Genomic DNA, 19,269 nt, shown 5'->3' with positions numbered 1-19,269 from the left:
TTTTTTTTTGTATCCCCGCCTGCGTCCCCGGCCACGCATCCCATCCCACAGGTCTGCCGGGGGCGGCCACGACGGCCGGATTGCTCCATTGCGCCGGCAGCCGTGCATGTAGCGGACGCCGCCGCTGCTGCGCCCGATAGGGCTGTGCCGATGGTTGATGTTTTTTTAGGAGAGGTCAGTTGGTGGTTCTGCTTAATTCAGGTGGCCCATTAAGTCAGCGTTTGTTGTTTTCTGCGTTTGCATTGTGATTGTTAATGGGGGCATTCCTCTTGGCTGCTTCTTGCTTACTCCTGTTAACGGTATAATCCATCTGTAGCTTATCCATTTCACAGGTCGACAAATGTGGCTGTATTACTGAATCTTTTTTCGTTATGTATTAAGGTGGTATATTGAGGTAATGATGGTGATAGGTGGTGTGAGCAGTCATCATTTTTATTTGCCGAATGCGTCAGACCGCATATACATCATATTATATTGCCTTTGCGCTGAGTTACTGTTGGGATGGGACTTCATGATGCCCTAACTATTGTAGTTGTATATTCATTATCTTTTTGCTGTCGTCATCACTCCCATTTTATGTATGACCAAGGGCTTTGTTTGGCATTTAGCAATTGTTCGGCCATGTAAGCCATGCATGTAGCATCACCATATAAAGCGAATCCCAAGGCATAGCTGTGTGCAAAGTCTTTCCAGTTTGAAAATGCTTCATGTGACATTTTGAATGCGGCGTCCAAGCAAATCATGCATTCGTCCTTATTGATGTATCCTTGTTCCATGCATGCCCGTGAGAGGAAGTTCAGCTGACCGGCATCCCAAGCAATGACCCCGAGCAATCCCAATTCATATTCTGAATCAGCTATGCCTGCGTTCATTATTTCTTTGTATTGCCTTTTTATCTTCTTCATTTGCATTATGCATTCGTCGCATAATTCTTTGCTGTCGGCTAGCTCTTTGCTGTTCCTTAGCCAATTCTCTCCTTCTTTGCCTTTAAGGTATGCTTCGTATGCAAAGTGGAATGTTAGTTGTGATGGTGCTGTTGACAGCCATTTAAGTTTTTTTATGGCCCTGTCACGATTGTCTATTACAAAGTCTTGTTGGAGCATGCTGGTTCGTTCTGCTGCATCAATACCTGTTCCCAGAGTGTTGAGGGTTCCGCCGAACTTTCCCACGTGAAGGTTGCCAATGCTATATAGGCTTAGTTCTTCTTCTGAATAGGTCGATGTTTCATCAATCCTTAAATCATGGCAGCAACCATGCGCCATGTGGTTCTTTCTGCACGAGATATACGCCAATCCATGCTTTTTTATTTTTAATAATGCCCAAACTGTAATTATAGTGGCAATTAGTGCTGCTATAGAAATTGTGGTTTGCTCAATCATAATGAATATTTATATGTTATAGTAATGATTGTACAGCTGCATAGCCTTGCAACACGGTTGGTCTTGAATGGCGGTATGCGTTTTATAGCCATGCGCCACTTACCTGTTTCCCGTTATGGATTAAGCTGCCAACCATGTCGTTGTTAGACAGATTTTTCGTAACGCTGTATATTACAAAGATACAGATTCGCACTGTATCAATTTGCTTAAAGCTGTTATAAAATGTAAAGTTCGGAGATATGTGTTACAAAAAAGGAAGTTTGAATACTTCTGTTGGTTGGCTCATGAACTGAATAACACTGACATTTAAATACGCTATTCACTGTCATCAATAATATAATGTATTATTTGTTATCACGTGATGCTTGCTTATGCTTACTATTGATATCTGTTTTCCTTGCACAGCTGTAGCTTGCCGAAATATAGCAGAGCTAATGAATACAGATTGCTGGCATCGTATTTGTTATTTTCCTGCTGACCCTATGGAACTGCAAGGTATTTCACGTGTGTCCAAAGCATGGCGTCGCCACCATCCACGGGCGGGCAATTTTTTTCTTGCTGACACTCGATTATGGTGTTTAGTCCGGCGTTTTTTGGCTGCGTCTTGTACTTCACGCGGCTGTAGAGATTGCAGGCGTAGAAGGTCGAGGCGGTAGAGCTGTAAACTGCTCTTGCGGTGCTGTGCCGGGGCTTGTCCCTGAGCTGCCGCTTATATTTAACAATTTGTATCCAAACCGTCACCGCAGATGACGATGATAAAAACCGGCGAGTAATGAGTATGGGCTTCAACATTAGTTATTTAGATTTATCCTGAAAACGTGCACATTGCTTCAACGGAAAGATGCGGCACTTAATTCCGTTGTTATTTTCGCCATGCAGGCAGACTATGGTGCCATGCCCCTCTTCAAGCGCGAGACGGGAAAGGAGGTGACAAAACTGTCCTGGCGGCCTGTCGGACATTTGCGCCTACCTGTATTGCTGCATCGCGTCGGCTTGCAAGGCCGACGGCGTGGAGTTCGTCCCTGTCTACGAGGAATACCGCGAGCAGCGCGATGCCGACCGCAAAGACTGCAAGGAGCGCGCCCGCCTCATGGCGGAGATATTGATACAGCTTCAACTGCGCAAGCGTGTGACGCCGCGACAGCTGCTGCGGATACCATGGGACTATGAGCCTCAGGAGCGCAAGGCCACACGCCGCAGCCCACGACCGCCGAGAGCAAGGAAAAGTTTGGGGATATGTTGAGAAGAACAGGGGAGGTATAAGACGAGACTTCGGGTATTAAATTAGTCATTAATCTGGGGGAGAACATACATAACCATCGTAATTATCGGTAGACGCTAACTCTACACTGGTGTCAAGGATGGTTTGAAAGGCCGTGCAAGCACTTAAAAAAAGAAACCAAAAAGGTACAAGCCGTGAACTTTATGAATATCGATATACAATATCGAGACGACACAAATGATAAGAGCAAGGAAGAAAACAACACTGCGCCTTTCCTTCTTCTTCTGGGCTTTGACATACTCTTTTATCTCGTCTTCATCTGGAATTATCTCAATGGTAATTTCGGCGGTGATTTTCTTAGGCTTGCTTTCGCCTGGTTTCTCAATGCAAATCTCTTAAAATGACGAAGCCCTGCAAATCCTTGGGAAATGCAGGGTTTTCACGTGTGACCCCGTTGGGATTCAAACCCAAGACCTTCAGAACCGGAATCTGACGCTCTATTCAGCTAAGCTACGGGGCCAAAGCGAGTGCAAAGGTAGTAAAATAATTCCGAACAGCCTAACATTTGGGCCCATAAATGTAGCAGAACCATGTTTTTTTGATTGTTCTGGCAGACATGCGATGCAAAAAGGCGGCCTGACGAGGCAGGCCGCCTAATAGATGTATTACGGATGTCGCTGTGCCCGGAAAGCGTAATGTCATTGCTTTGGTGACATTGGGGCTTGCCTGGCGCAATGCCGGCTCACTTCATTTGTATCGGCGTGCCAACGCAGCCGTTAGGGCTCTGTATGTCGAGCATAGAGCAGACGGTGGCAGCTATGTCTGTGACATGGGTCTCCTTGGATGTGCGTCCGTGGTTTACATGCCAGCCGTAGAATATCAACGGGATGTGGGTGTCGTACGAGCACCATACGCCGTGCGATGTGCCTTCGTGGAACGAGCCCGAGTCGAAGCCGTAATATCCAGGCTGCAGTATTATCTGAATGTCGCCGCTGCGCTTGGGGTTATATCCGTTGATGATGCGCTCGCGTATTGCCTGAGGTATAGACATCGACTGAACCTTGTCGAATGGCACGGCATAAGCCACCCTGTCGTCGTTGTCTATATAGTCGCAGAGCGCGGCTTCCACCTCGTCGGCCGTGCGTCCGGCAGCCTTTATTGCCTCGTAGTCAAGGTATACGCGATACTCAATGAGGTCTTTCACCAGGTTGGCCCCGGTGTTGTAGAGTTTCTTCAGGTGCCCGTTCATGTCGGCCAGGGCCGTCGATTCGTCCCATTCGCCTGCCGGCACCCCGTTTTTCTGCATGAGCGCGGCGTTGTGAGCGGCAGCGTGGTCGGCCGACAGGAAAAGCAGGTAGTTGCCTTTTCCAACGGCAGTGTCGAGCGCTCCGAGCAGTTTGGCAATCTCCTTGTCAAGTTCCCTGTAGGCCTCTTCCGTCTGCGGCGAGCGCGTGCCGTAGCGGTGGCCAATGTAGTCGGTAGACGAGAAACTGACGGCCAGGAAGTCGGTTGTGGTCCCTCGGCCCAGCTGTTCGCCGTTCAGGGCTGCTATGGCCATGTCGGCCACAAGCGTGTTGCCTTTCGGCGTATACCTTATGTCGGTTGTTTGCTTGTTTGCCTTGTTGAAATCGTCAACCCATTCGGGCAGTTGCTTCATGTAATAAGTGCTGGTAATGAATACCCCGTGGTCGTTGTCAAACCAGTAGGCTGCGTTTGCCGTGTGCCCGGCCGGCATGATGGCACCGCGGTCTTTTAGCGAAACGCCTATCGTCTTGGCCTTGAAGTCTTGCGCAATCTTCACCGCGTCGCACATAGTGGTAACGCGCAGGTTGCGTGGCGACATCAGTCCGGCCTTGCTTTCGCTGCCAACAGTCTGCACCGTGGCGTCGTCGGCGCAATACGTGCGTTTGCCATCCTTGTAGAAATCGTTGCCGGCTATGCCGGTTATAGCCGGCACAGATCCGGTGTACACACACGAGTGCCCCACGGCCGTCACCGTGGGCACATATGTAATTTGGTTGTTGTCGCAGCTGTAGCCTTCGGAAAGCAGCCTGCGGAAGCCATTGTTGCCAAACGTGTAGTCGTAATAGTGCAGATAGTCCCAGCGCATTTGGTCTACTATGATGCCCACAACGAGCTTGGGCCTCTTTGCGCCCTGTTGCTGACTTTGGCCGCATGCGGTTGCCAGCAGGCCAACAAATAGGTAAACAAACGAAAATAGTCTCTTCATGATTCTCTTTTTGATATGTCTTTGTTTTCGCCCGCAAAGGTATGAAACCAATGTTAAATACGTGTGATTGCCGTGTTGCAATGCTGTTACATGTGGCCGCCGGGCGGTTGCGGGGCCATGGTTGGTGTGGTGTATTTTGCATAAGTAGCTGTTCAAAATTAACCGATACAATAGACCTTGCAGGTGTCCTCTATATCTTTGCCACCATCTTGTGTGCTCTTTCGGGCCGCATACCAAAGTCTCATCGGTCGCGTAGCCCGCTACGCTCTCTCTTCGGACTTTGGCATGCATCTCCGAAATAGCGCACAATTTGATGGCAATTAATTTTGAACACCTACTTAGCGTCAGCTTGCTGTGGCTTATGCCAAGCCTTTGCCAGTGGATGGCGGCCGAGTCGGTTGGGTGGTGGCAGGCTGAGTTGGCGCAGTGGGTGTAGGCCGTAAGTAGGCCAGATGCCTTGTGCTCAAGTTGACATTGATAATGCGGGTTGGTGTGTCTTTTTGCTGTAAATACTTGTGAAATATTGTCTGTTTGCATAAATTATTGCCCGAAAGCTTGCTTTTTAGCGTAAAAAGTGTATCTTTGCATTCGATTATTCAGCCCTGCCGTCTGGTTGGGGCCGTTGTTCCGGCCTCAGGGTTGGGGCAATGTTTCATCGTCCAATATAATAATAAGGAAAAAGTAATGAGCAAACTGATGAAGCCCTCAGGCTATAGGGCGCTGCTCGACACGAGGCAGACAGAGCAGGGAATAAAGCTGATAAAGGATTTCTTTCAGCAGAACCTTTCGACAGAGTTGCGCCTGAGGCGCGTTACAGCGCCATTGTTTGTGTTGCAGGGCCTTGGCATCAACGACGACCTCAACGGCGTGGAGCGGGCCGTTACCTTCCCCATCCATGACATGGGCATGGTCAAGGCCGAGGTGGTTCACTCGTTGGCCAAGTGGAAACGGCTGTCGCTGGCCGAATATGGCATTGAGCCGGGCTATGGCATATACACCGACATGAACGCCATAAGGGCCGACGAGGAGCTCGACAACCTCCACTCTCTCTATGTAGACCAGTGGGACTGGGAGGCCGTCATCACCCCAGAGCAGCGCACCACGGCTTTTCTAAAGAATGTGGTTGAGCGCATTTATGCCGCTATACGCCGCACGGAGTATCTTACATGCGAGACATATCCGCAGATAAAGCCCTTCCTGCCCGAGAAGATAACGTTCATACACAGCGAAGACCTGCTGCAGATGTATCCCGGCAAGTCGCCCAAGGAGCGCGAGGATGCCATCTGCGAGAAATACGGCGCAGTGTTCGTGATTGGCATAGGCGGCAGGCTGAGCAATGGCGAGAAGCACGACGGCCGCGCCCCCGACTACGATGACTGGTCGACACCGGGCGACGACGGCAAGGCGGGGCTCAACGGCGACATCCTGATATGGTATCCGGTGCTGGGCCGTTCGTTTGAGCTTTCGTCGATGGGTATACGCGTTGACAGGGAGGCGATGCTTCGCCAGCTCGCGATTGAGGGCAAGGAAGACAGAAAGGAGCTATATTTCCACCGCAAGCTGCTGGCCGGCGAACTGCCTCTGACCATTGGCGGCGGCATAGGCCAGAGCCGTCTGTGCATGGTGATGTTGCACAAAGGCCACATAGGCGAGATACAGGCAAGCATCTGGCCCGATGAGATGCGGCGTGAGTGCGCGGCCATGGGTATGGCCCTTATTTAGGGTCATGCCGGCCGACAGGGTGGCCATTGCCCTTAGGTAGGCCCGGCCTTGCCCGGCCTCAGCCCGCCGTCGGGGCCATGGCCCGTTTCGTTTTGCAGCCCGTCGGGTGGCCATTCGCTTTTGCAGAAGGCGTGGCGGGCTGCCTCGCCGCAATGTGGCAACCGTCATTCTGGCTGTAGGCCACAAGCGTTGCGGGGCACTCTATATTAATGTAGAAGCATGCTTACGACGGCCTGATGGCAGGTTGGGGCAGCGGCGCGCCTACCGGATTGCGCCCCTCGGCCCGCAACCGCGTGGCGTGGCGTGCGGCCACGCAGCGCCGGCTCGTCCCGCCGGCCGGAGGGGGCATGGCTTGCGGCCCGGCGTTGGCGTAGGCCATGAGCCCCGTCAGGCCAGCTCCAGGTCGAGCAGGCCGCGCAGTTTCTCTATCGCCGGGTTTTGCTTGCTCATTTCCTCAAACTGTTCGCGCCTGCTCAATACCTTCACTTGCTCATTGTGTTCGGCCAAGCGCATGTCGAGGGTGATGCCATTGTTGTGCAGATATAGTTTGAGCGTGTTCTGTATGCTGCCTTTTATCACCTGCATCTGGTCGAGCATTATCTGGTTCTCAACCACCACCTCCACCTTCGGGAAGTCGGTTATGGTGGGCGTCATGTTTTTCATTCGGGCCGCAATGCCGCTTAGTTTCTGTGGCATACGGTTGCACATCGACATCCATTGGAACTCAAGCTCGTCTTGGCTGAACTCGTTGTGCTCGTTGTTTGGCTTGGCGTTGGGGTCGCTGGCGTCGAGAGTGCCCGGTATCACTTGCATTTTCTTAGGCTGGGCAGCCACTCTGAGGTTGTTCCATGAGAAGCCCAGGGCCCCCGCCTTCGATTTCAGTGCCGGCCGTTTGGCGGCAGAATAGGCCGCTGTGGGTTGCGGGGCGGCCTCGGCGGCAGCCTTTTCGCCGGATGTTCCTGACTGGTTGTCCACTTCGTCGGTCTTTTTCTTCATGGCTGCCATAACGCTGCTGACTGGTCCGGCCGAGGCTACCTGCGGGGCCTCTGTTGCTGGCCGGGCAGTCCGCGCGATGTTCCTGAACAGGGTTTTCAGTCGTCTGGGGCGGCGCCCCGCCGACGCTGTCGAATCGTCGGGCTGCGTTATCTGCGCTATCTCGATGAGCGTCAGTTCAACGAGCAGCCTTTTGTTGTTGCTTTGCTTGTAGTCAATGTCACACCTGTTGGCAATTTTCAGTGCCTGGTAAAGAAACCTCGTGTCGCACCTCGCAGCCTGTTCGCCGTATCGGCGGCGCTGTTCGTCGCTCACCTCGAGCAGCGGCAGCGTGGCTTCATCCTTTGCCATGAGCACGTTGCGTATGTGCTTGGCCAGCCCCACAATGAGCAGTCCGCCGTCGAATCCCTTGTTTATTACGTCGTTGAGCAGCACCATTATGCCGCTCGCCTTGTTTTCCAGGCTCATGTCGACAATGCGGAAATAATATTCCTCGTCGAGCACGTTGAGGTCTTCAATCACCTTTTGGTATGTGATGTCGCCCTGGCAGAAACTGGCGGCCTGGTCGAAGATAGACAGGGCGTCGCGCATGCCGCCGTCGGCCTTTTCGGCTATTACGGCCAGTGCAGCCTCTTCGTAGCGTATGCCCTCCTTGTCGGCCACGCTCTTGAGGTGGTCGATGGTTTCTTTCACCGTCATTCGCTCGAAGTCGTAAATCTGGCAGCGCGACAGTATGGTGGGCAGTATCTTGTGCTTCTCGGTCGTTGCGAGAATGAAAATCACGTGGGCGGGTGGCTCCTCGAGCGTTTTCAGGAACGCATTGAACGCCGCTGTCGACAGCATGTGCACCTCGTCGATGATGAACACCTTGTAGCGCCCCACCTGCGGCGGTATCCTGGTCTGCTCCATCAGCGTCTTGATGTGCTCCACCGAGTTGTTGCTGGCGGCGTCGAGCTCAAATATGTTAAACGAGCGCTGTTCGTTGAAAGCGCGGCAGCTCTCGCACTGGTTGCAGGCTTCGCCGTCGGCCGTGGGGCTTTGGCAGTTTATTGCCTTGGCAAATATGCGCGCGCAGGTGGTCTTGCCTACGCCGCGCGGGCCGCAGAAGAGGTAGGCGTGGGCCAGTTTGCCGCTTTTCACCGCGTTTTTCAGCGTGGTGGTCAGTGCCGTCTGGCCCACCACGGAGTCAAACGAGGTAGGCCTGTACTTCCGTGCCGAAACGATGTATTCTTCCATTGTCGATGTGTGTGGTAATTGTAAGACAATGCAAACTTACTCATTTTTCCCGACATTCGGGCTGTTTCGGGCGGGATTTTTGCCTTTGTCGTGCCATACGCACGGCGCGGCCGGAGCCCGGGCCGTGGCTGGCGTGTTATTTTTATTGCGTGGCAAAGGCTGTAATGTCATTATTTTTATGTAAGTTTGCAATGCGAAACAGAAATGGAGACAAACAAGTTAGAACAGTTTCTGCATCTGATGAGGTATTCCATCGGGGCAGACAGCACTCCGCCAGACATCGACCGCGACAGCGGATGGGGCGACATGTATGATTTTTTGTGGGACCATGATGCGGCGGCCCTGTGCTTCGAGGCCATTGCGCGTATGCCCGACAGCAAGCGCCCAACGCTCAACACCACCATTTGCATGGCCATATTTAGCCGAAGCAGGGAAGACGCGGTGCGCCCGCTCTACAGCCGGTGCATGCAGGTGGCCCGTAAGCTCGCCACCCAAGGCTTCTATGTCTGCCTCATCAACAGCCTGCCCATGGCCTTGCTCTATCCCGGCCCGTTGCAGCGCCATTGCACAGTCGTCGACTTGTGGGTTTGCGGCGACAACCGCAAGGTCATGGATTTTGTGTCCAAGAATTTCACCGCCACACAGGTAGGCGTGTGCGACCCTGATTTCCCGATGCCCCCCGAGTGCTGTGTGCGCTTGTTTTCCTATCCCACGATGATGCTCTCGTCGAGTGTCAATTTGCGTTTGATAGACTGGTTTGGCAAACATGCCGTCGACCAGTTTTCCAACGCTGTCGACTTGCCGGGAGGAGTGGGGGCCATTGCCACGCCCACATTACGGTTCAACATGGTTTACATGCTGTTGCGTACCTACCGCTGTTTCTTTGCAGGCAAGCTCGCATTTTTGAACCTTGTCGACTACCATCTGCTCATGGTTGCGTTCTTTCGCGACGCCGGGCCCGGCGAAGCCGACGCCGTAAGGGCCGACATCAGCCATCTCGGGCTCACCCGCTTTGCGCGCTCGCTGATGTATGTTTTGGGCGAGACGCTGCACACGCCGGCCTCGTCGATGATTGTGCCCCCGTCGCGCAAGCATTCCGGGCTTATCTTTTCAGAGGTGTTCTGCCGCGAGGGCATGTCGCGGCCGCATGCCGGGTGGTTGCTCACGGCGTGGCGGGCATTGCGCCGCAGGTATCTTTTCATGTTGCATTACCCGTCGGAGACGTTTGGAGCGCTGTGGTTCAGGTTTGGCGAATTGCTGTTTGGCAAAACCACCGACTGTTTGTAAACACTGCCATCACGGCTTTGACAAAGTTTTACAAAAACGTCACGGCGCGTGGCGACGGCCCAAACGGCCATGCCATACGGGCCGTTTTGCATGGCCGTTTGGCCCGTATTGCAATGTGGCGGAGGCCGTTTTGCAGGCCCGTTTGGGGCGTTTGCCCAACCTGCTGGCAGTCAGCCGCTTGCGCGGCCGGTGCCGACGGGGCCCGCTTCTGGCCGATAGTTTTACAAACCGAGGGCCGCCCCCATGTGCCCGGCCAGCGTAGCGTCATGGCAGGGCAGGCCCAGACGGCAGGCAGCGGGGCGCCGGGGCCACGCCTGCACCGGCATCCCTACATTTAAAAATATAAAAACATGCGTCGGCACGGAGCTTAATCTGAACTTTTCTTCTTACCTTTGCATCCGGCATTGCCGGCACAGGCGCCCCGAGGCAGTTTGCGGGCCATACGGGCGGCCATGCCTTCTCATACATTAATCACACAAGGAAATGAGTCGTTTAAGGAGAATACTGAGATACGTGCGCAGCTCGTCGGCACTGAAATATGTGGTGGTGCTCGTTGCCGGGGTGGCCATTGTGGGCTTCCTCGACGAGAACAGCGTGTGGAGCCACATACGCAACCGCCGCAACATCGACGAGCTTCAGGCAGAGATAAAGCTCTACCGGGAGCAATACGAGCGCGACAGGGCGCAGCTGCGACGGCTTGACGCCGACCCGAAGGCCATCGAGAAGATAGCCCGCGAGAGGTATTTCATGAAGATGGACGACGAAGACATCTTCGTGCTAAGCGACGACGAACCAGCCATATCCAACCAATCAGATGAGACAACTGAATAATACAGAAAGCTTTATTTTCCTCGCCGGTGCCGTGATGATGGTCGTCGGCAGTGCAGCCAACATCTTCTTGCAAGGGTGGGCGCCATACGTTTTTGCCATGGGGGCGCTGGCCTTTGTGCTCATGCAGCTCAAGCAGCGCTACGAAGGCAACAACTTGACCATACGGAGGCTCAGGGGCATCATGATAGCAAGCGACGTTTGCTTCCTGCTGGCCGCCCTGCTCATGTTTGCAAACCAAGGCAACTTCATCGGGCTTAAGTGGACTTACTACGTCAACTACGTGCACAACAACTGGGTGGTGGCACTGCTCATCGCCGCAGTGTTGCAGCTGTATTCCACCCATAGGATAAGCCGCGAATTGGACAAGGAGGCAAAAAAACTCTAAAACACCTTGCTTTTGTTTTAAATTGCATGAATTTTTTTCCTCACATCACGATAACATTGTACATTTGTCGCATAATTTAAGAGATGATATTTCAATCGCCTATGACCAAACTTCTATACGCGCTAACGGCTGTTGCCGTGCTGACATCGTGCGCCAACTCGTACAACGTGGAAGGCTCCTCGTCGGTGTCGTCGCTCGATGGCAGCAAATTGTACCTCAAGACAGTCACCGACAACGAGCTGCAAAGCCTTGACTCCTGCGCGGTGCTGCACGGTGAGTTCCACTTCAGCGGCGTGCTCGACACTGTCCGCATGGCTACGCTCTTCATGGACAACGAAGGGCTGTTGCCGGTCGTGCTCGAGAAAGGCGACATACGCATAAAGATAGACAATGCGGGCCAAAGCGTCAGCGGCACACCGATGAACGACCGGCTGTACGAATTCCTCGACAAGCACAAGCAACTGGCCAACCAGATGGGCGAACTGTCGCACAAGCAGAGCCAGATGCTGCTCGACGGGATAGACGAGGCTGTGATCAACGAGACTCTCTCGGCCGAGGCTGCAAAGATAACGCGCGAAGAAGACCGCCTGGTCACAACGTTCATTGTCGACAACTTCGACAATGTGCTCGGCCCGGGCGTGTTCATGATGATCACAAGCGGTTTCCGTTACCCCATACTTACACCGCAGATAGAGGACATCATGAGCAAGGCTACCGACAAATTCAAAAACGACCCCTACGTCAAGGAGTACTACCGCACGGCCAGCGAGAACGAGGCCAGGATGCAGGGATTCGACATTCCGTCCGCCGACGGGGCCGGGCAGCACAGCCAGTCGCTGCCTGCCGACTCGTTGGGCATGGCCCCCGGCCGCGCCGACTCGTCGAGGGTGGCGCCGGGATTGGACTTACAACACTAAGCAAAGATGAGGATATTGATAGAAAACGCACTGGTGGTGAATGAGGGACAGACGTCCGAAGCGGCCATAGCCATCGGTGGTGAGTACATTGAAGGCATATATTCGTGCGGCACAAGGCCCGGAGCGTCTTTCGACATGACGATAGACGCTGCGGGCTGTTACGTTTTGCCGGGCGTCATCGACGACCATGTGCATTTCCGTGAGCCCGGCCTTACAGACAAGGCCGACATGGAAAGCGAGAGCAGGGCGGCGGCGGCAGGTGGCGTGACCACCATTTTCGACATGCCGAACACCGTGCCGCAGACCACGACATTGCAGGCGCTTGACGACAAGTTTGCCCTGGCCGCGCGCGAATGTCACGTCAACCATTCTTTCTTCTTCGGTGCCACAAATGCCAATGTGGCCCTCTTCGACCGGCTCGACGCCCACCGCATACCGGGCATAAAGCTCTTCATGGGCTCGTCGACAGGCAACATGCTCGTCGACAAGCGCGATGCTTTGGAGCGCATCTTCGGCTCCGCCGGCATGCCGGTCATGGTTCATTGTGAAGACACATCCATCATAAACCGCAACATGCAGGCTGCCCGCGCGGCCTATGGCGACGACCCCGACGTGGCGTTGCACCCGTCGATACGTAGCGCCGAGGCTTGTTTCGAGAGCACGAGGCTCGCGGTGGAGCTCGCGCGCAAGCACGGAACGCAGCTGCACGTGGCCCATCTGTCCACCGAGCGCGAGCTGAGCCTGTTCGGCACCGACCCCAACATAACGGCCGAAGCCGTTGTGGGCCACCTCTATTTCTCTGAAGACGACTACGCCAAATACGGCTCGCTGATAAAGGTAAACCCCGCCATCAAGTCGGCGGCCGACCGCGATGCGTTGCGGCGGGCCCTCACCGACGGGCGCATAACGGTTGTGGGCACCGACCACGCGCCCCATCTGCTGTCGCAGAAGCAAGGCGGCTGCATGCGTGCGGCGTCGGGCATGCCCATGGTTCAGTTCTCCTTGCCCACCATGCTCGAGCTTGTCGACTCGGGGGTGCTCACCATCGAGCGGCTCGTGGAGCTCATGTGCCACAACCCTGCCACGCTGTTCGGCGTGCGGGAGCGCGGTTTCGTGCGTCCGGGATACAAGGCCGACCTGGTTGTTGTGCGCCCCGGCAGCCCATGGACAGTCACCGACGACATCATCGAAAGCAAGTGCGGGTGGAGCCCCATGGCCGGCCATGAGTACCAATGGCGCGTGGAATGCACCCTGTGCAACGGTCACCCGGTCTACAGCCACGGCCGCGTGGACACCGGGTATGTGGGTCAGGCCGTCGCATTCAGGTAGCAGCCATGGTCAGGCAAGTGCTTAAATACAGCATCAGCGAGCTCGAGCCCTACATCAACTGGCTTTACTTCTATCACGCATGGCAAGTAGGTGACAGTGCCGAACAAGCCCGCCTCAAGGGCGAGGCGCACGCCGTGCTCGGCTCATTGGACAGCGATTATTCCGTGCATGCGCTTTTCGCATTGGGTGATGCCGTGTCCGACGGCGACGACATTGTGTTTGAAGGCACGCGCATACCATTGCTCCGGCAGCAGGCTCCGCCGTCGCCGGGCGCCCCGTGCCTGTCGCTTGCCGATTTCATAAGGCCTGCATCGTCGGGCCGGGTCGACCGCATGGGGCTCTTTGCCACCACCGTCGACGCCGGGCTCGAGGCCGACTTTGCTTCCGACGACTACATGCGCATGATGGTTCAGCTGCTGGCCGACCGCTTGGCTGAGGCCGCGGCAGAGCGCATGCACGAGCAAGTGCGCAAGCAGTTTTGGGGTTATGCCCGTGACGAACGGCTCACCATGGCCGAGATGCACGCCGAGAAGTACTGCGGAATACGCCCCGCCGTGGGTTACCCGTCGCTCCCCGACGCAAGCATAAACTTCATTCTCGGCGACATACTGGGTTTCTCGGCAATAGGAATCAGGCTCACCGAGAGCGGGGCCATGAAGCCCCATGCGAGCGTCAGCGGGCTGATGATGGCGCATCCGGCGGCCCGTTACTTTGCCGTGGGGCGCATAGGGGCCGACCAGCTGGCCGACTATGCACGCCGCCGTGGGCTGCCAGTCTCGTTGATACGTAAGTTCCTGGTTTCAAATCTATATTGAATGATAGCGCGGATATTTGTATATTTATTGCTGATGATAGTGCTCCCATGCCTGTATGTCGACTTGCGCTACTTGCGGCGCAAGCGTTTCGGGCGTGTGTGGGTGCGCATGCTGTGGTGGCTTCCGGGCTTCTGCATGACCGTGTTCACCGTCGTTTTGGCCATGCATCCCGACTTTGCGCCGGCAGACACGACAGCGCTCAATTTCTATTTGTTCCTGCTCGGGCTGCTCGTGGTGCCCAACTTCGTCTTTGCCTTGTGCTCTGTGGTGGGCCTGGCGTTGAAGAAGTGGCTGCACATGCGCCGGAATTACGGCAACCATGTGGGCCTTGCCATGGTCGCAGTCCACTGGTATGTGCTCATATACGGCTCGACCATAGGGTTCAACGAGATAGTGGTGAAGCAGATAGACTATGCTTCCGCCGACCTCCCGGCGGCATTCGACGGCTACCGTATAGTGCAGTTCTCGGATGCACACGTGGGCACTTATTCGTCTGACCGCGACTATTTGCTCGACGCAGCCGTAGATTCCATCAACGCGCAGCATGCAGACATGATTGTGTTTACTGGCGATTTGCAGAACATGAGGCCTGTAGAGGTTGAGCGTCATGTGCGCACACTCTCCTCATTGCATGCCCCCGACGGCGTGTTCTCAGTGCTTGGCAACCACGACTATGCCGACTACCTGCATGCCGACACGGCCACCAAGGCTGCCAACTGCCGCAGGATGGTCGACCTGCAGCGGCAGATGGGATGGACGCTGTTGCGCAATGAGCACCGCGTGGTGCGCCGCGGAGGCGACTCAATCATCGTTGCAGGGATGGAGAACGACGGCATCAGCAAGCGCTCGCCCGAGCGGGGAGACGTCGGCAAGACCCTCAGTGGCACGTCGCCTCGCGACTTTGTGCTCATGCTCCAGCACGACCCGTCGTGCTGGAGGCGCAAGATACTGCCCCAGTGCAACGCCCAGCTCACCCTGAGCGGCCACACCCACGGCATGCAGTTTGAGCTGTTCGGGTGGTCGCCCATAGCTTTCAAGTATTCTGAGTGGGGCGGACTGTACCGTGAGGGGGCCCGCGCCATATTTGTGAGCACCGGTCTTGGCGGTTTCCTGCCGTTCCGTTTCGGCGTCCCGGGCGAGGTTGTGGTAATCACGCTGCACCGCAAGAAAGCCTGACATGGGCCGACTGCCACCGTGAAGGCAGTGGAGTAAGTGAATAATAAAACAAGAATATGAATACAGTATTTAAATATCTTTATCGCATTTACCAGTTGTTTGTGGCCGTGCCTTTGTCGTTGGTGGCCACGATAATTACTGCGCTGACCGTGGCTGCGGGCTGTTCGGTTGGCAACGGCCACTTCTGGGGCTACTATCCCGGCCGTTGGTGGTCATGGCTTGTGGTCCGCCTGTTCCTCATTCCCGTCACCGTCGAGGGGCGCGAGAACATGGAACCGGGCCAGTCGTACGTGTTTGTGTCAAACCACCAGGGTGCTTTCGACATCTTCCTGATATACGGTTTCCTTGGCCGCAACTTCAAGTGGATGATGAAGCGCGGCATAATGAAGATACCGTTTGTGGGGTTTGCGTGCAAGGCGGCGCATCACATATTCGTCGACAAGCGCAGTCCGGCACGCATAAAGGAAACCTATGAGGAGGCCCGCCACACGCTGCAGAGCGGCATGAGCGTGGTTGTCTTTCCCGAGGGGTCGCGCTCTTTCACCGGCCACATGGGCATTTTCAAGAAAGGGGCGTTTACTTTGGCCGACGAGTTGCAGCTGCCCGTGGTGCCGCTCACCATCAACGGGTCGTTCGACATCATGCCCCGCACACGCGACTGGCACTGGGTGAGCTGGCATCCGCTGCGCCTTACAATCCACCAGCCCATCTATCCTGTAGACAAGGGCCCGCGCAATGTGCAGGCCATCATGCACCAGAGCTACGACTCGGTGATGAGTTCGATAGAGCCGAAATACCAAGGTTTCGTGGAGAACCCCAACCAATGAGGGGCTCCACAAGCCTCTGGGGCGGTGCCGGCGCGGGGCCTCAGTGGCTTGCCTATTTCTTGATGGGTGGATATTTGCGTGTCCACCCGTCCCAGCGCAGGCGCATCACGCCGAAGAAAGCCTCGCTGAATATGCCGCCGCTCATCTTGGATGTTCCTTCGCGACGGTTGACGAAAATGACAGGAACCTCCTTTATCTTGAAGCCAATCTTATAGGCCGTGAACTTCATCTCAATCTGGAAGGCATAGCCTTTGAAGCGTATCTTGTCGAGCTCTATGGTTTCGAGCACCCTGCGCTTGTAGCATTTGAAGCCAGCCGTGGTGTCGTTGACCTTGAAACCAGTGACAAGTCGCACGTACTTCGATGCAAAATAACTCATCAGCACCCGCCCTATGGGCCAGTTGACCACGTTGACTCCCGACACATAGCGCGACCCGATGGCCACGTCGTAGCCCTCGTCGTGGCACGCGGCATAGAGCCTTGGCAGGTCGTTGGGGTCGTGGCTGAAGTCGGCGTCCATCTCGAAGATGTAGTCGTAGCCATGGGCCAGGGCCCACTTGAACCCTGCTATATATGCCGTTCCGAGCCCCAGCTTGCCCTGTCTCTCAACGATGAAGAGCCTGTCGGCAAATTCATTGTCAATCAGCCGGTGCACTATGGCAGCCGTGCCGTCGGGAGATCCGTCGTCGATTACGAGTATATGGAAACACTTTTCCAGTCCGAACACAGCCCTGATAATCTTCTCTATGTTCTCCTTCTCGTTGTAAGTGGGTATTATTACAATACTGTCGCTTTCGTGCATGGTTTCGTCTTGTTTGTGCTAATGTGCTACCTTAAGCTGCCGTCCGGTGGCGCTGGGCAATGCCTGGGGCCGTTGGCTGTGGCCGAAAGCAGGCGTGTCAGCATTTTCCGCATCCAGCTTGTCTTATGCAAAGATAATGCAATCGAGCGCAATGTGAACTTGTTCACAGATTGCCGAGAGCATCTTGTCTTATGCAAAGATAATGCAATCGAGCGCAATGTGAGCTTGTTCACAGATTGCCGAGAGCAGCTTGTCTTATGCAAAGATAATGCAATCGAGCGCAATGTGAGCTTGTTCACAGATTGCCGAGAGCATCTTGTCTTATGCAAAGATAATGCAATCGAGCGCAATGTGAGCTTGTTCACAGATTGCCGAGAGCAGCTTATCTTATGCAAAGATAGGCAATTCGCTGCATATTGAGTGTGGATGGGCAAATATTTTTAGTTATTTTCATTCAAAATGCCGCAATGCGGTGTTTTGTTTAGCGTTTTTTGATAGCGGCGTTTGTGGCTTCAAGCAATTTTGTTTACCTTTGCCAACGTAACCAAACGTTAAGCATCATGAAGAAAATATTGCTTTCTGTTATAATGGCAGCCTCTTTTTCGATGTTTTGTCATGCCCAGACGCCCGATCCAAATGTGGCTATGGCCGAAAAGATGCTGGCTTTTGTAAGGGCCGACAACGCCGACAGCCTATATTCATACATGGCCGACGAGGTGCGCGGCATGGTAAAGCCGGAAAGCCTGAAGGGCATCATGGCCAATGTTGAGGCCATGGCCGGCAAGTACAAGGGCCACGGGGCGTGGGAGGTGCAGACCGTGATGGGCACCCGGGCATACGTCTCGATGTTGCAGTTTCAGAACGCCGAACTGGCCATGCTCATTGTCTTCAACGACGCGGGCCGCATGCTTGGCATACAGATATTGCCACCCGAAGCGGTAAAAAAAAACTGACCTCAGGCCAGCCGTTGCCCCCGGGCGTTGAACAAAGGGCCGACACGGTGGTCACCGGGCGGTGGCGCATGCCGGCGGTGATAACTTATCCTGCGGGCGAAGGGCCGTTCCCGATGGTGGTCATGGTGCACGGGTCGGGCCCGCTTGACCGCGACGAGACCATAGGGCCCAACCATCCGTTCCGCGACATTGCCCTGGGGCTGGCCCGCCGTGGCGTGGCTTCGCTGCGATACGACAAGCGCACATACGCCTATCCTGCCTCGGCCAAAGCCATAAGCATATACGACGAGACCATCGACGACGCCCTCACGGCCCTCCGCATGGCTTTTGCCGACCCCAAAGCAGACACCGCCCGCATAGTGTTGCTGGGCCACAGCCTTGGGGGTACGCTCGCACCGCTCATCGCCGCGCGCTCGGCTGCTGTCGGCGGCATGGTGGTCATGGCGGGAGCGGCCCGCCCCATGGCAGAAGTGGTGGGCCAACAGTTGCGCTATCTCAGTCCGTCGGGGGCGTCGGATGCTTACATCGACACGCTCGCAGGGCGTGTCAAGGCTGACTCGCCCCAGTATTTCACAGGGCTGATGGCCGCTTGCTCGCCTGCCGACAGCGCCGCCGCGTTGAGCCGCCCGGTGCTCGTGATGCAGGGAGAGCGCGACTACCAGGTCACCATGGCCGACTTCCGGCTGTGGCAGCAGCGGCTTGGCGGTTGCAGCCAGGCCGTTTTCCGCTCTTACCCGAAGCTCAACCACCTGTTTCTCGAGGGTGAGAGTGCCATGTCGAATCCTGTGGAATACAACATCCCCGGCACCGTGCCGGACTACGTAATCGACGACATGGCCTCTTTCGTAAGGTCGTTGGCCGGGCGACGGCCGTTGTTGCCGCCGACCGGCCCAGGCGGTAAGTCAGGCTCAGGCAGGCGTTAGCGCAATGGCCCCCGAGAGCTGTGGCGCCGCAGTTGCCGCGCTTCGATGTTGCTGCCGCGGCCGGTTGGCATGCCGCGGCCAGCCGTAGCTCACAGCCGTGGGCGGGGCTTCGGTTTTCGGCCTGGCCCACCCTGTTTTCCGAAACGGCTTGTTTGGCAAATCAATACGGGCTGTTTTGCGGTGTCAAACGGCCCATATTGAGACACAAAACGGGCCGTTTTGCAAGGTGTTGTCGGAAACAC

Annotated in this window: 16 protein-coding genes and 1 tRNA gene; 12 read left to right on the top strand and 5 right to left on the bottom strand. The window is 55.3% G+C overall.

Annotated features, from left to right (window positions below):
- Nucleotides 1-563: 563 nt before the first annotated feature.
- Nucleotides 564-1,379 carry a DUF1266 domain-containing protein gene (locus M3089_RS15145; RefSeq protein ID WP_249085072.1) on the bottom strand — a complete coding sequence of 272 codons (816 nt, stop codon included), beginning with the start codon at nucleotides 1,377-1,379 and terminating at the stop codon, nucleotides 564-566.
- Between the two features lie 1,009 nt (nucleotides 1,380-2,388).
- Between M3089_RS15145 and M3089_RS15140 the strand changes: the two genes are divergently transcribed.
- Nucleotides 2,389-2,622: a hypothetical protein gene (locus M3089_RS15140; RefSeq protein ID WP_249085071.1), complete on the top strand. Its 234-nt coding sequence runs from the start codon at nucleotides 2,389-2,391 to the stop codon at nucleotides 2,620-2,622.
- 425 nt (nucleotides 2,623-3,047) lie between these two features.
- Here M3089_RS15140 and M3089_RS15135 read toward each other — a convergent pair.
- Nucleotides 3,048-3,121: transfer RNA gene (locus M3089_RS15135), tRNA-Arg, on the bottom strand.
- A 222-nt stretch (nucleotides 3,122-3,343) separates the two neighbouring features.
- On the bottom strand, nucleotides 3,344-4,831 hold the full coding sequence (locus tag M3089_RS15130) for an alkaline phosphatase family protein (protein WP_249085069.1): 1,488 nt from the start codon (nucleotides 4,829-4,831) through the stop codon (nucleotides 3,344-3,346).
- A 684-nt stretch (nucleotides 4,832-5,515) separates the two neighbouring features.
- Between M3089_RS15130 and asnA the strand changes: the two genes are divergently transcribed.
- A complete protein-coding gene (gene asnA / locus M3089_RS15125) occupies nucleotides 5,516-6,553 on the top strand; it encodes an aspartate--ammonia ligase (RefSeq protein ID WP_249085067.1) in 1,038 nt (345 codons plus the stop codon).
- A gap of 387 nt (nucleotides 6,554-6,940) precedes the next feature.
- On the opposite strand, the gene M3089_RS15120 is transcribed toward asnA, so the two are convergent.
- Nucleotides 6,941-8,782 (bottom strand): DNA polymerase III subunit gamma/tau, encoded by a 1,842-nt coding sequence (locus tag M3089_RS15120; RefSeq protein ID WP_249085065.1) that lies wholly within the window; start codon nucleotides 8,780-8,782, stop codon nucleotides 6,941-6,943.
- A 204-nt stretch (nucleotides 8,783-8,986) separates the two neighbouring features.
- Between M3089_RS15120 and M3089_RS15115 the strand changes: the two genes are divergently transcribed.
- From M3089_RS15115 to M3089_RS15080, 8 genes are all read left to right on the top strand, one after another.
- The gene (locus tag M3089_RS15115) at nucleotides 8,987-10,069 is read left to right on the top strand and encodes a nucleotidyltransferase family protein (RefSeq protein WP_249085063.1); all 1,083 of its coding nucleotides are present in this window, start codon (nucleotides 8,987-8,989) and stop codon (nucleotides 10,067-10,069) included.
- A 483-nt stretch (nucleotides 10,070-10,552) separates the two neighbouring features.
- Nucleotides 10,553-10,900 carry an FtsB family cell division protein gene (locus tag M3089_RS15110; protein WP_249085061.1) on the top strand — a complete coding sequence of 116 codons (348 nt, stop codon included), beginning with the start codon at nucleotides 10,553-10,555 and terminating at the stop codon, nucleotides 10,898-10,900.
- A complete protein-coding gene (locus tag M3089_RS15105) occupies nucleotides 10,884-11,285 on the top strand; it encodes a hypothetical protein (protein ID WP_249085059.1) in 402 nt (133 codons plus the stop codon). Before M3089_RS15110 ends, M3089_RS15105 begins: the two co-directional genes overlap by 17 nt.
- A gap of 101 nt (nucleotides 11,286-11,386) precedes the next feature.
- On the top strand, nucleotides 11,387-12,202 hold the full coding sequence (locus tag M3089_RS15100; RefSeq protein WP_205109317.1) for a DUF4369 domain-containing protein: 816 nt from the start codon (nucleotides 11,387-11,389) through the stop codon (nucleotides 12,200-12,202).
- Between the two features lie 6 nt (nucleotides 12,203-12,208).
- A complete protein-coding gene (locus tag M3089_RS15095) occupies nucleotides 12,209-13,531 on the top strand; it encodes a dihydroorotase (protein WP_205109315.1) in 1,323 nt (440 codons plus the stop codon).
- 5 nt (nucleotides 13,532-13,536) lie between these two features.
- Nucleotides 13,537-14,346, top strand: coding sequence for a vitamin B12 dependent-methionine synthase activation domain-containing protein (locus M3089_RS15090; protein ID WP_205109312.1), 810 nt, complete (start codon nucleotides 13,537-13,539; stop codon nucleotides 14,344-14,346).
- Nucleotides 14,347-15,522, top strand: coding sequence for a metallophosphoesterase (locus M3089_RS15085; protein ID WP_205109310.1), 1,176 nt, complete (start codon nucleotides 14,347-14,349; stop codon nucleotides 15,520-15,522). It abuts the gene before it with no gap.
- 56 nt (nucleotides 15,523-15,578) lie between these two features.
- A complete protein-coding gene (locus M3089_RS15080; protein ID WP_205109308.1) occupies nucleotides 15,579-16,349 on the top strand; it encodes a lysophospholipid acyltransferase family protein in 771 nt (256 codons plus the stop codon).
- A gap of 52 nt (nucleotides 16,350-16,401) precedes the next feature.
- Here M3089_RS15080 and M3089_RS15075 read toward each other — a convergent pair whose 3' ends face one another.
- Entirely contained in the window at nucleotides 16,402-17,151 is a 750-nt protein-coding gene (locus M3089_RS15075; RefSeq protein WP_249085057.1) for a polyprenol monophosphomannose synthase, read from the bottom strand.
- A gap of 560 nt (nucleotides 17,152-17,711) precedes the next feature.
- On the opposite strand from M3089_RS15075, the gene M3089_RS15070 reads away from it, so the two are divergent.
- Together M3089_RS15070 and M3089_RS15065 are read left to right on the top strand one after the other, a co-directional pair.
- Entirely contained in the window at nucleotides 17,712-18,104 is a 393-nt protein-coding gene (locus tag M3089_RS15070) for a DUF3887 domain-containing protein (protein ID WP_249085055.1), read from the top strand.
- Between the two features lie 68 nt (nucleotides 18,105-18,172).
- The gene (locus M3089_RS15065) at nucleotides 18,173-19,027 is read left to right on the top strand and encodes an alpha/beta hydrolase family protein (RefSeq protein WP_249085054.1); all 855 of its coding nucleotides are present in this window, start codon (nucleotides 18,173-18,175) and stop codon (nucleotides 19,025-19,027) included.
- Nucleotides 19,028-19,269 lie beyond the last annotated feature (242 nt).

It is taken from the genome of Marseilla massiliensis (assembly GCF_023336985.1).
GTDB lineage: Bacteria > Bacteroidota > Bacteroidia > Bacteroidales > Bacteroidaceae > Prevotella > Prevotella intestinigallinarum.
Note: the sequence above shows the minus strand (reverse complement) of the source record. Positions and strands in the feature narration are given on the sequence as shown.

Bases quoted from the DNA above. Each gene is read 5' to 3' on its own strand.
- M3089_RS15080 (WP_205109308.1), top strand. From the start codon at position 15,579: ATGAATACAGTATTTAAATATCTTTATCGCATTTACCAGTTGTTTGTG.
- M3089_RS15070 (WP_249085055.1), top strand. From the start codon at position 17,712: ATGAAGAAAATATTGCTTTCTGTTATAATGGCAGCCTCTTTTTCGATG.
- M3089_RS15115 (WP_249085063.1), top strand. From the start codon at position 8,987: ATGGAGACAAACAAGTTAGAACAGTTTCTGCATCTGATGAGGTATTCC.
- M3089_RS15120 (WP_249085065.1), bottom strand. From the start codon at position 8,782: ATGGAAGAATACATCGTTTCGGCACGGAAGTACAGGCCTACCTCGTTT.
- M3089_RS15105 (WP_249085059.1), top strand. From the start codon at position 10,884: ATGAGACAACTGAATAATACAGAAAGCTTTATTTTCCTCGCCGGTGCC.
- asnA (WP_249085067.1), top strand. From the start codon at position 5,516: ATGAGCAAACTGATGAAGCCCTCAGGCTATAGGGCGCTGCTCGACACG.
- M3089_RS15110 (WP_249085061.1), top strand. From the start codon at position 10,553: ATGAGTCGTTTAAGGAGAATACTGAGATACGTGCGCAGCTCGTCGGCA.
- M3089_RS15100 (WP_205109317.1), top strand. From the start codon at position 11,387: ATGACCAAACTTCTATACGCGCTAACGGCTGTTGCCGTGCTGACATCG.
- M3089_RS15085 (WP_205109310.1), top strand. From the start codon at position 14,347: ATGATAGCGCGGATATTTGTATATTTATTGCTGATGATAGTGCTCCCA.
- M3089_RS15075 (WP_249085057.1), bottom strand. From the start codon at position 17,151: ATGCACGAAAGCGACAGTATTGTAATAATACCCACTTACAACGAGAAG.
- M3089_RS15090 (WP_205109312.1), top strand. From the start codon at position 13,537: ATGGTCAGGCAAGTGCTTAAATACAGCATCAGCGAGCTCGAGCCCTAC.
- M3089_RS15095 (WP_205109315.1), top strand. From the start codon at position 12,209: ATGAGGATATTGATAGAAAACGCACTGGTGGTGAATGAGGGACAGACG.
- M3089_RS15065 (WP_249085054.1), top strand. From the start codon at position 18,173: ATGCCGGCGGTGATAACTTATCCTGCGGGCGAAGGGCCGTTCCCGATG.
- M3089_RS15130 (WP_249085069.1), bottom strand. From the start codon at position 4,831: ATGAAGAGACTATTTTCGTTTGTTTACCTATTTGTTGGCCTGCTGGCA.
- M3089_RS15145 (WP_249085072.1), bottom strand. From the start codon at position 1,379: ATGATTGAGCAAACCACAATTTCTATAGCAGCACTAATTGCCACTATA.